Source organism: Streptomyces otsuchiensis (genome assembly GCF_004305975.1).
Lineage (GTDB): Bacteria > Actinomycetota > Actinomycetes > Streptomycetales > Streptomycetaceae > Streptomyces > Streptomyces otsuchiensis.
Window position 1 is genome coordinate 1 of the sequence record NZ_BHZI01000251.1, and the last position, 8426, is coordinate 8426.

Genomic DNA, 8426 nt, shown 5'->3' on the forward strand with positions numbered 1-8426 from the left:
CCCGCGGCAGGGGGCAGGAGGGGGCGGCGCCTGTCGGACGGCCCGGCTGCGAGAAGCCGTCCGGCGGGCGCCGCGGCGCGTTCGCGCGCCTGCGCCGCCCGCTGCGCGACGGACGGTCAGAACCAGGCGGACGGTCAGTCCCAGCGGTCCTCGTTGAGGAAACGGGCCACGGCGCGCCAGGAGTTCGGGCCCATCACGCCGTCGATCGGCCCGGTGTACCCGTGGCGGGCGCCAAGCCGCTGGAGCGCCGCCCAGGTGTTGGGGCCTGGTGCGCCGTCGATCGGCCCGGTGTACCCGAAGTGGTCGCGCATGTTGCGCTGGAGCGCGGAGTAGGTCCCGGCTCCGGGGCGGCCGTCGACGGGGCCGGTGTACCCGGACTCGATCGACAGCCACTTCTGGGCCCGCTGCCAGAACACCGTGCCGGGCACGCCGTCCTGGGCCGTCGAGGTCTTGGGCAGGGAGCCGCCTCCGCCGCCGCCGGTGTAGCCGGTCGGGTCGACGCGGACGCCGCCCGGGGTGATCAGGTGCCAGTGGACGTGGGGACCGGTCGAGCTGCCCGAGCCGGGGGCGCCGGGCTGGCCGCCGGAGAGCCCGACGCTCTGTCCCCGGGCGACCTGGGCGCCGTTGGCGTGGCTGAAGGCGGACAGGTGCATGTACTGGGTGCGGTAGCCGCCCGCGTGGGTGATGGTCACCGTGTGCCCGCCGGTGCCGTTCTCCGGGATGTTGGTGATGGTGCCCGCACCGGCCGCCGGGAGCGCGGTGCCGACCGCCATGGCGAAGTCCAGGCCGCCGGAGGAGCCGCGGTTGAGGTGGTCCTGCCAGGTGCCGCTCAGCCGGTACCCGGTGAACGGGTGGTAGTAGTCGAAGGCGTGGGCGGTGCCGGTGGCCAGCAGGGTGCCGCCGCCGACGGCCAGTCCGAGGACCGCCGCGCGGCGGATCAGATCGCGCCGGCTGATCCCGGCGGCCGGAGCGGTCTCGTCGTGGTGGTTGTCGCACATCGGGTGCTCCTGTGGGGGAGGGACGGCCCTGTGGGGGAGGGGCGCGGAGGAGGGAAGCGGCGGTCCGCAACCTACCCGAACCTGCCCGAGTTGACGAGTGCATGACTACCTCGGAGCCCCTGCCGGGCCGGCCCTGCCGCCCGGTGCCCGAAGCTGCCCGTCTCGCGGGGTGAACGGTCGTCCGGCGGGCGGAGACGGCACTCCGGCCCCCGGCGTCACTTCCGTTACACGCCCGAGATCTGCCCGAGTCGGTCGGGGTGCGGAGACGGGACGGAGACAACCCGCGGGCCCGGAACGGTCGAAGCGGGCAGGTAAACGGGCGTGATATTGGGTGCCCGATTCCGTCCGCGTGCATGTGGTAGGTACGCTGCGCCGGAAACGCGTTCGAGGAAACGGGCGGATGCGGGCACGATCAACCGGACGGCCAGCCTGGTGATCGACGTCACGGAGCTGTAGAAATCTCCCCAAGGCCCGAACGGGCATCAACGGTGAGAGGGCGCGGAGGCCATGAGCGCGGAAGAACGACAGCGGGCAATCGTCGCCGCGGCCCGACGCACCGGAGCGGTGGACGTCGGGGAACTCGCCGACACCCTGGGCGTGGCCAAGGAGACCGTCCGCCGGGACCTGCGGCTGCTGGAGGACCACGGGCTGGTCCGCCGCACCCACGGCGGCGCCTACCCGGTGGAGAGCGCGGGATTCGAGACGACCCTCGCCTTCCGCACCACCATGCACGTACCGGAGAAGCGGCGGATCGCGACCGCCGCCGCGGGGCTCCTCGGAGACGCCGAGACGGTCTACCTCGACGAGGGCTTCACCCCTCAGCTGATCGCCGAGGCACTGCCCGCCGAACGCCCGCTCACCGTCGTGACCACCTCCCTCGCCACGGCGGGCGTGCTCGCCGGGCGGGAGAACTGCACGGTCCTGCTGGCCGGCGGCCGGGTGCGTGGCGGCACCCTGGCCACGGTCGACCACTGGACCGTCAACATGCTCTCCGGCTTCGTCATCGACCTCGCCTACATCGGGGCCAACGGCATCTCCCGGGACCTCGGCCTGACCACGCCCGACCCCTCGGTGAGCGAGGTCAAGGCGCAGGCCATCCGGGTCTCCAGGCGGCGCGTCCTGGTGGGCATGCACACCAAGTTCGCCGCGGTCAGCTTCTGCCGGTTCGCGGAGGTGTCCGACTTCGAGGCGGTCGTCACCACCACCGGACTGCCGCTGGCCGAGGCACACCGCTACTCGCTCCTGGGGCCGCAGGTCATCAGGGTCTGACACCTACGCCGCGGGCGGGCGGCGCACCGTCGTGCGAGGGCCACGGCCCCCGCACGAGGCCGAACATCACACAGCACCGAAACTCCACACAGCACCGAACTCCACATGACAACGACACCCCTTAACCCCTACCGGGCAAGCGGTCTGGTTCCCGCTGCCCCGAAACCCCTGGAGCCCATGATGCGCAGTCAGAGCCGACACCGGACCCGCGCAGTCCTGGCCGCCGCGGTCGCCAGCGGAATGCTGCTCACCGCCTGTTCCGGAGCCGGTGGCTCCGGAGGCGGCGGAGGCGACACCGTCAACGTCCTGATGGTGAACAACCCGCAGATGGTCGAGCTGCAGAAGCTGACCGAGGCGAACTTCACCGAGGAGACCGGCATCAAGGTGAACTTCACCGTGCTGCCGGAGAACGACGTCCGCGACAAGATCAGTCAGGACTTCGCCAACCAGGCCGGTCAGTACGACGTGGCCACCATCTCCAACTACGAGACCCCGATCTACGCCCGCAACGGCTGGCTCCACGAGCTCGACCCCTACCTCGCCGACGACGCGGAGTACGACGAGCAGGACATCCTGGAGCCGATGCGGGTCTCGCTGACCGGCGAGGACGGCAAGACCTACGCCCAGCCGTTCTACGGCGAGTCCTCCTTCCTGATGTACCGCAAGGACATCTTCGAGGACCTGGGCCTGACCATGCCGGAGAAGCCGACCTGGGACGAGGTCGCCGAGTTCGCCGCCGAGGTGGACAACGAGGTCTCCGACATGAAGGGCATCTGCCTGCGCGGCCTGCCCGGCTGGGGAGAGCTGATCGCCCCGCTGACCACCGTCGTCAACACCTTCGGCGGCACCTGGTTCGACGAGGACTGGAACGCCCAGCTGACCTCGCCGGAGTTCACCGAGGCCACCGAGTTCTACGTCAACCTCCTGCGTGACCACGGCCAGTCCGGCGCCGCCCAGTCCGGCTACGCCGAGTGCCTGAACAACATGACCCAGGGCAACACCGCCATGTGGTACGACGCCACCGCCGGCGCCGGCTCGCTGGAGGCCGACAACTCCCCGGTCCAGGGCAAGATCGGCTACGTGCCGGCCCCGGTCAAGGAGACCGACAGCTCCGGCTGGCTGTACACCTGGGCCTGGGGCATGCAGAAGGCCTCGGAGAACACCGACAACGCCTGGGAGTTCATCTCCTGGGCCTCGGGCAAGGGCTACGAGGAGCTGGTCGGCGAGCAGAGCGGCTGGTCCAACGTCCCCGCCGGCAAGCGCGCCTCGACCTACGAGAACACCGACTACCAGGAGGCCGCCGAGGCCTTCTACGACGTGACCTTCCAGGCCATCAGCGAGGCCAACCCGGCTGAGCCCGGTGTCCAGCCCCGCCCCGCCGCCGGTATCCAGTTCGTGGGCATACCCGAGTTCACCGACCTGGGCACCCGCGTCTCCCGGGAGATCAGCTCGGCCATCGCCGGCCAGCAGACCGTGGAAGAGGCACTCGCCAAGTCGCAGGCAGCGGCTGAGCGCGTCGGCGAGGGGTACCAGGACTGATGAGCACCACACCGACCGCGGCGCCGCCGCCGTCGGCCACCGGCACCGGGCGGCCCACCGCCGCCCGGCCGCCGGCCGGCCCCCGCCGGGCGAGCGCCTGGGCACGGCGCGCCCCGCTGATGCCCGCGCTGATCTTCCTGATCGTCTGCACCCAGCTCCCGTTCGCGGCCACGCTGGTCATCTCGTTCTTCGACTGGAACTCGCTCTACCCCGACGACCGTTCGTTCAACGCCTTCGGCAACTTCGCGCAGGTCCTCGGCGACTCCGACCTGCGGGCCTCGCTGCTGACGACCATCATCCTCACCACCGTCGTGGTGCTGTGCTCCCTGGCCCTCGGCCTGGCCATCGCGCTGCTCCTCGACCGCAGCTTCCGCGGCCGCGGCGTGGTCCGCACCCTGATGATCGCGCCGTTCCTGGTGGTGCCGGTCGCCGCCGCGCTGCTCTGGAAGCACCTGCTCTTCAACCCCGAGTACGGCCTGTTCAACGGAGCCATCAACTGGCTGGCCGGCCTCGTCGGCATCAACGACCCGATCCAGCCCGACTGGATCTCGGACATGCCGCTGATCGCGGTGCAGGCGTCGCTGATCTGGCAGTGGACGCCGTTCATGATGCTGATCCTGCTCGCCGGTCTGCAGAGCCGGCCCGGTGACGTCATGGAGGCCGCGCACCTCGACGGTGCGAGCGACTGGCAGATCTTCCGCTACATCACTCTGCCCCACCTGCGCCGTTACCTGGAACTGGGCGGTCTGCTCGGCTCCATCTACATCGTGCAGAACTTCGACGCCGTCTTCATCATGACCTCCGGCGGTCTGGGCACAGCCAACCTGCCGTACAGCATCTACCAGACCTTCTACCAGGCGCACGAGTACGGCCTGGCTTCGGCGGCCGGTGTGCTGGTGGTCATCGGCTCGATCATCCTGGCCACCTTCGCGCTGCGCGTGGTCTCGTCCCTGTTCAGCGAGGAGGTGTCCCGATGAGTGCCACCACCACCGCCGCCCCGAGCGGCACCAGCACCGTCGCACGCCGCGGCAAGGGCGCCGTCCTGGGTCTCCTGGCCTGGGCAGCCGGCCTGCTCTTCTTCCTTCCCGTCGCGTGGATGGTGCTCACCTCCTTCCACTCCGAGCCGGACGCGGCCACCAACCCGCCCTCCCTGCTCGCCCCGCTCACCCTCGACAGCTACCGGACGTTCTTCGGCGAGGGCGGCGGCGCCAGCCCCTGGCCGCCGCTCATCAACTCGATGACGGCCTCGCTGGCCTCCACCGCGCTGGTGCTGCTGCTCGCGCTGCCGGCGGCGTACGCGCTGTCGATCCGGCCGGTCAAGGCATGGCGGGACGTGCTGTTCTTCTTCCTGTCCACCAAGATGCTGCCGGTCGTGGCCGGCCTGCTGCCGGTGTACCTGATCGCGAAGAACATCGGCATGCTGGACAACATCTGGCTGCTCGTCATCCTCTACACCTCGATGAACCTGCCCATCGCCGTGTGGATGCTGCAGTCCTTCCTCGCCGAGGTGCCCCCCTCGGTCATCGAGGCCGCGCAGATCGACGGGGCCCGGCTCCCGACCATCCTGTGGCGGGTGATCGTGCCCATCGCCGGGCCGGGCATCGCCGCCACCTCGCTGATCTGCTTCATCTTCAGCTGGAACGAGATGCTCTTCGCCCGGGTGCTGACCGGGGTGACGGCCCAGACCGCACCGGTCTTCCTCACCAGCTTCATCACCAGCCAGGGTCTCTTCCTCGCCCAGATGTGCGCGGCCTCGTTCGCCATCTCCCTGCCGGTGCTCGCCGCGGGATTCGCCGCCCAGGACAAGCTGGTCCAGGGCCTGTCGCTAGGAGCCGTCAAGTGAAAGCCGCCCTCATCGAAGCACCGGGCAAGGTCACCGTCACGACTGTGCCCGACCCCGTGCCCGGACCCCGCGACGTGGTGGTCGAGGTGGCGTCCTGCGGACTGTGCGGCACCGACCTGCACATCCTGGAAGGCGAGTTCGCCCCCACCCTCCCGGTGGTACCCGGCCACGAGTTCGCCGGCGTGGTGGCTGCCGTCGGCACCCAGGTCACCGAGGTGTCCGTCGGCGACAAGGTCGCCGTCGACCCCTCGCTCTACTGCCACGAGTGCCGGTTCTGCCGCGAGGGCCGCAGCAACATGTGCGAGCGGTGGGCGGCGATCGGTGTCACCACCGCCGGCGGCGCCGCCGAGTACGCGCTGGCCCCGGTCGCCAACTGTGTCAAGATCCCCGACCACGTGGACATCGCCGACGCCGCGCTCATCGAGCCGCTGTCCTGCGCCGTCCGCGGCTACGACATCCTCTCCGCGCGGATGGCCTCCCGGGTGCTGATCTACGGCTCGGGCACCATGGGCCTGATGATGCTGGAGCTGGCCAAGCTCACCGGGGCCGCCTCCGTCGACGTCGTCGACATCAACGCCGATCGGCTCGCCACGGCGCGCACCCTCGGCTGCTCCAACAGCGCGGCCAACGCCGACGAGCTGGGCCGGCCCGCCGGCTGGGACATCGTCATCGACGCCACCGGGAACGCGGCCGCCATCCAGGACGGCATCAACCGCGTGGCCAAGGCGGGCACCTTCCTGCAGTTCGGCGTCTCCGACTACGCCACCACGGCCACCATCGAGCCGTACAAGATCTACAACCAGGAGATCACCATCACCGGCTCGATGGCCGTGCTGCACAGCTACGAGCGTGCCGCGGACCTCTTCGCCAACGGTGTGATCGACCCCTCGGTCTTCATCAGCGACCGCATCCCGCTGGCCGACTACCCCAGCGCGATAGACCAGTTCAAGGCGGGCAAGGGCCGCAAGATCGTGGTGGTGCCCTGACCGGCCCACCAGCTCGCCGGCACCACCGGGCCGGGCCGGCCGCCCCAAGGGCGGCCGGCCCGGCCGTGCTCAGCGCTCCATCACCAGTGCCTGGCCCTGGCCCACTCCCACACACAGTGACGCCATGCCGACCCCGGAGCCCGCCTCCGCCAGCTGGTGCGCCACCGCTCCGGCCAGCCGCGCGCCCGAGGCCCCGAGCGGATGCCCGATGGCGATCGCGCCGCCGCGCGGGTTGACCACCGACGGGTCCAGCTCCGGGCTCCGCGCCAGGCAGCCGAGCACCTGCGCGGCGAACGCCTCGTTGAGCTCCACCACCGACAGCTCCGTGAACGTCCGGCCGGCCCGTTCCAGCGCCCGGCCCATCGCCTCGACCGGGCCGAGCCCGAACATCTGCGGCTCCAGCGCGGTGACCGCGGCGGACCGAACCCGCGCCAGCGGCTCCCGCCCGGTGGCGGCCAGCCCGGCGGCGTCCGTCAGCAGCAGTGCCGCCGCGCCGTCGCTCAGAGGCGATGAGTTCGCCGCCGTCACCGTGCCGCCCTCGGCGCGGAAGGCGGGGCGCAGCCGGGCCAGGGAGGCGAGGTCGCCGCCGTCGCGGATCGACTCGTCGCGCTCCAGCTCCACTCCGGGGACGGGCACCGCCTCCGCGTCGTAGCGCCCCTCCCGCCAGGCGCGCGCGGCCTTCGCGTGGCTGGCCAGCGCGTACCGGTCCTGCGCTTCCCGGCCGATGCCCAGCTCGTCGGCGACGAGTTCGGCGCCCTCGCCGAGGGAGACCGTCCAGGCCGGGTCCATCCGCTCGTTGACCATCCGCCAGCCCAGCGTGGTGGAGTAGACGGGCGGCGCGCCCGCCGGGAAAGCCCGCTCCGGCTTCGGCAGCACCCAGGGCGAGCGGCTCATCGACTCGACCCCGCCGGCCACCACGACCGAGGCGTCCCCGACCGCCACCGCCCGGTACGCCTGGACGACGGCCTCCAGCCCCGAGGCGCACAGCCGGTTCACCGTGCTGCCGGGCACCGTCACCGGCAGCCCCGCCAGCAGCGCGGCCATCCGCCCGACGTTGCGGTTGTCCTCACCCGCGCCGTTGGCGTCGCCGAAGACCACCTCGTCGATCCGGCCAGGGTCCAGCCGCGGGCTGCGGTCGACCAGGGAACGGAGCACATGCGCGGCGAGGTCGTCTGGGCGCACGCCGGAGAGCGCGCCGCCGTACTTCCCGACCGGGGTGCGGACGGCGTCCACGATGTACACCTCGCGCAGGGTGCCTGCGGCCATCTGAGATCGCCCTTCTGTCGCCGGCGGTTGCCGTGGGTAGAGTCGGTCCGATCATCTCAACGGGGGGTGCCGTTGACCAGGGATGTCCCGGGCCGGACCACCCGCGTGCGAGAAGGACGGAGCCTGCCCATGCCCCTGACCGACCTGCCCCTGGAGGAGCTGCGCCGCTACCGGGCCGAGGTGCCCGAGCCGGACGGCTTCGACGCGTTCTGGGAGACCACGCTGAGCGCCGCGCGGGCGGCGGCGGACGGACCGGCCGAGTACCGGCGGGTCGAGGGGACGCCGCTGCGGTCGGTGGAGGTCCACGACGTACGGTTCCCCGGCTGGGCCGGGCAGCCGGTCGCGGCCTGGCTGATCCTGCCCCGGGGCACCGCTCCCGGAGCGGGTCTGCCCGCGGTGATCACCTACCTCGGCTACAACAACGGCCGGGGCCGGCCGATCGAGCACCTGGTGTGGGCGTCGGCCGGGTACGCGCACCTGGTCGTCGACAGCCGGGGGCAGGGCGACGCCACCCCGGACCCCGAC

8 protein-coding genes are annotated in these 8426 nt (G+C 71.5%); 6 read left to right on the plus strand and 2 right to left on the minus strand.

The window, feature by feature from the left end; translation table 11 throughout:
• Positions 1-134: 134 nt before the first annotated feature.
• On the minus strand, positions 135-998 hold the full coding sequence (locus tag E0D90_RS20560) for a peptidoglycan DD-metalloendopeptidase family protein (RefSeq protein WP_130799579.1): 864 nt from the start codon (positions 996-998) through the stop codon (positions 135-137).
• A 507-nt stretch (positions 999-1505) separates the two neighbouring features.
• Between E0D90_RS20560 and E0D90_RS20565 the strand changes: the two genes are divergently transcribed.
• From E0D90_RS20565 to E0D90_RS20585, 5 genes are all read left to right on the plus strand, one after another.
• Positions 1506-2267 (plus strand): DeoR/GlpR family DNA-binding transcription regulator, encoded by a 762-nt coding sequence (locus E0D90_RS20565; protein ID WP_103500840.1) that lies wholly within the window; start codon positions 1506-1508, stop codon positions 2265-2267.
• A 180-nt stretch (positions 2268-2447) separates the two neighbouring features.
• A complete protein-coding gene (locus tag E0D90_RS20570; protein ID WP_130799580.1) occupies positions 2448-3806 on the plus strand; it encodes an ABC transporter substrate-binding protein in 1359 nt (452 codons plus the stop codon).
• The gene (locus E0D90_RS20575; protein WP_130799581.1) at positions 3806-4783 is read left to right on the plus strand and encodes a carbohydrate ABC transporter permease; all 978 of its coding nucleotides are present in this window, start codon (positions 3806-3808) and stop codon (positions 4781-4783) included. The genes E0D90_RS20570 and E0D90_RS20575 overlap by 1 nt, the downstream gene beginning before the upstream one ends.
• Positions 4780-5649 (plus strand): carbohydrate ABC transporter permease, encoded by an 870-nt coding sequence (locus E0D90_RS20580; RefSeq protein WP_103504462.1) that lies wholly within the window; start codon positions 4780-4782, stop codon positions 5647-5649. Before E0D90_RS20575 ends, E0D90_RS20580 begins: the two co-directional genes overlap by 4 nt.
• Positions 5646-6635 (plus strand): zinc-dependent alcohol dehydrogenase family protein, encoded by a 990-nt coding sequence (locus tag E0D90_RS20585; protein WP_130799582.1) that lies wholly within the window; start codon positions 5646-5648, stop codon positions 6633-6635. The genes E0D90_RS20580 and E0D90_RS20585 overlap by 4 nt, the downstream gene beginning before the upstream one ends.
• A gap of 69 nt (positions 6636-6704) precedes the next feature.
• Here the strand turns inward: E0D90_RS20585 and E0D90_RS20590 are convergent, their stop codons facing one another.
• Entirely contained in the window at positions 6705-7901 is a 1197-nt protein-coding gene (locus E0D90_RS20590; RefSeq protein ID WP_130799583.1) for a thiolase family protein, read from the minus strand.
• Between the two features lie 129 nt (positions 7902-8030).
• On the opposite strand from E0D90_RS20590, the gene E0D90_RS20595 reads away from it, so the two are divergent.
• Positions 8031-8426 (plus strand): acetylxylan esterase (locus tag E0D90_RS20595; RefSeq protein ID WP_174856234.1); only part of this gene is annotated, 396 nt, incomplete at its 3' end.

Excerpts from the sequence above, each read along its gene's own strand:
- E0D90_RS20570 (WP_130799580.1), top strand. The coding sequence starts at position 2,448 with ATGCGCAGTCAGAGCCGACACCGGACCCGCGCAGTCCTGGCCGCCGCG.
- E0D90_RS20565 (WP_103500840.1), top strand. The coding sequence starts at position 1,506 with ATGAGCGCGGAAGAACGACAGCGGGCAATCGTCGCCGCGGCCCGACGC.
- E0D90_RS20580 (WP_103504462.1), top strand. The coding sequence starts at position 4,780 with ATGAGTGCCACCACCACCGCCGCCCCGAGCGGCACCAGCACCGTCGCA.
- E0D90_RS20590 (WP_130799583.1), bottom strand. The coding sequence starts at position 7,901 with ATGGCCGCAGGCACCCTGCGCGAGGTGTACATCGTGGACGCCGTCCGC.
- E0D90_RS20560 (WP_130799579.1), bottom strand. The coding sequence starts at position 998 with ATGTGCGACAACCACCACGACGAGACCGCTCCGGCCGCCGGGATCAGC.
- E0D90_RS20575 (WP_130799581.1), top strand. The coding sequence starts at position 3,806 with ATGAGCACCACACCGACCGCGGCGCCGCCGCCGTCGGCCACCGGCACC.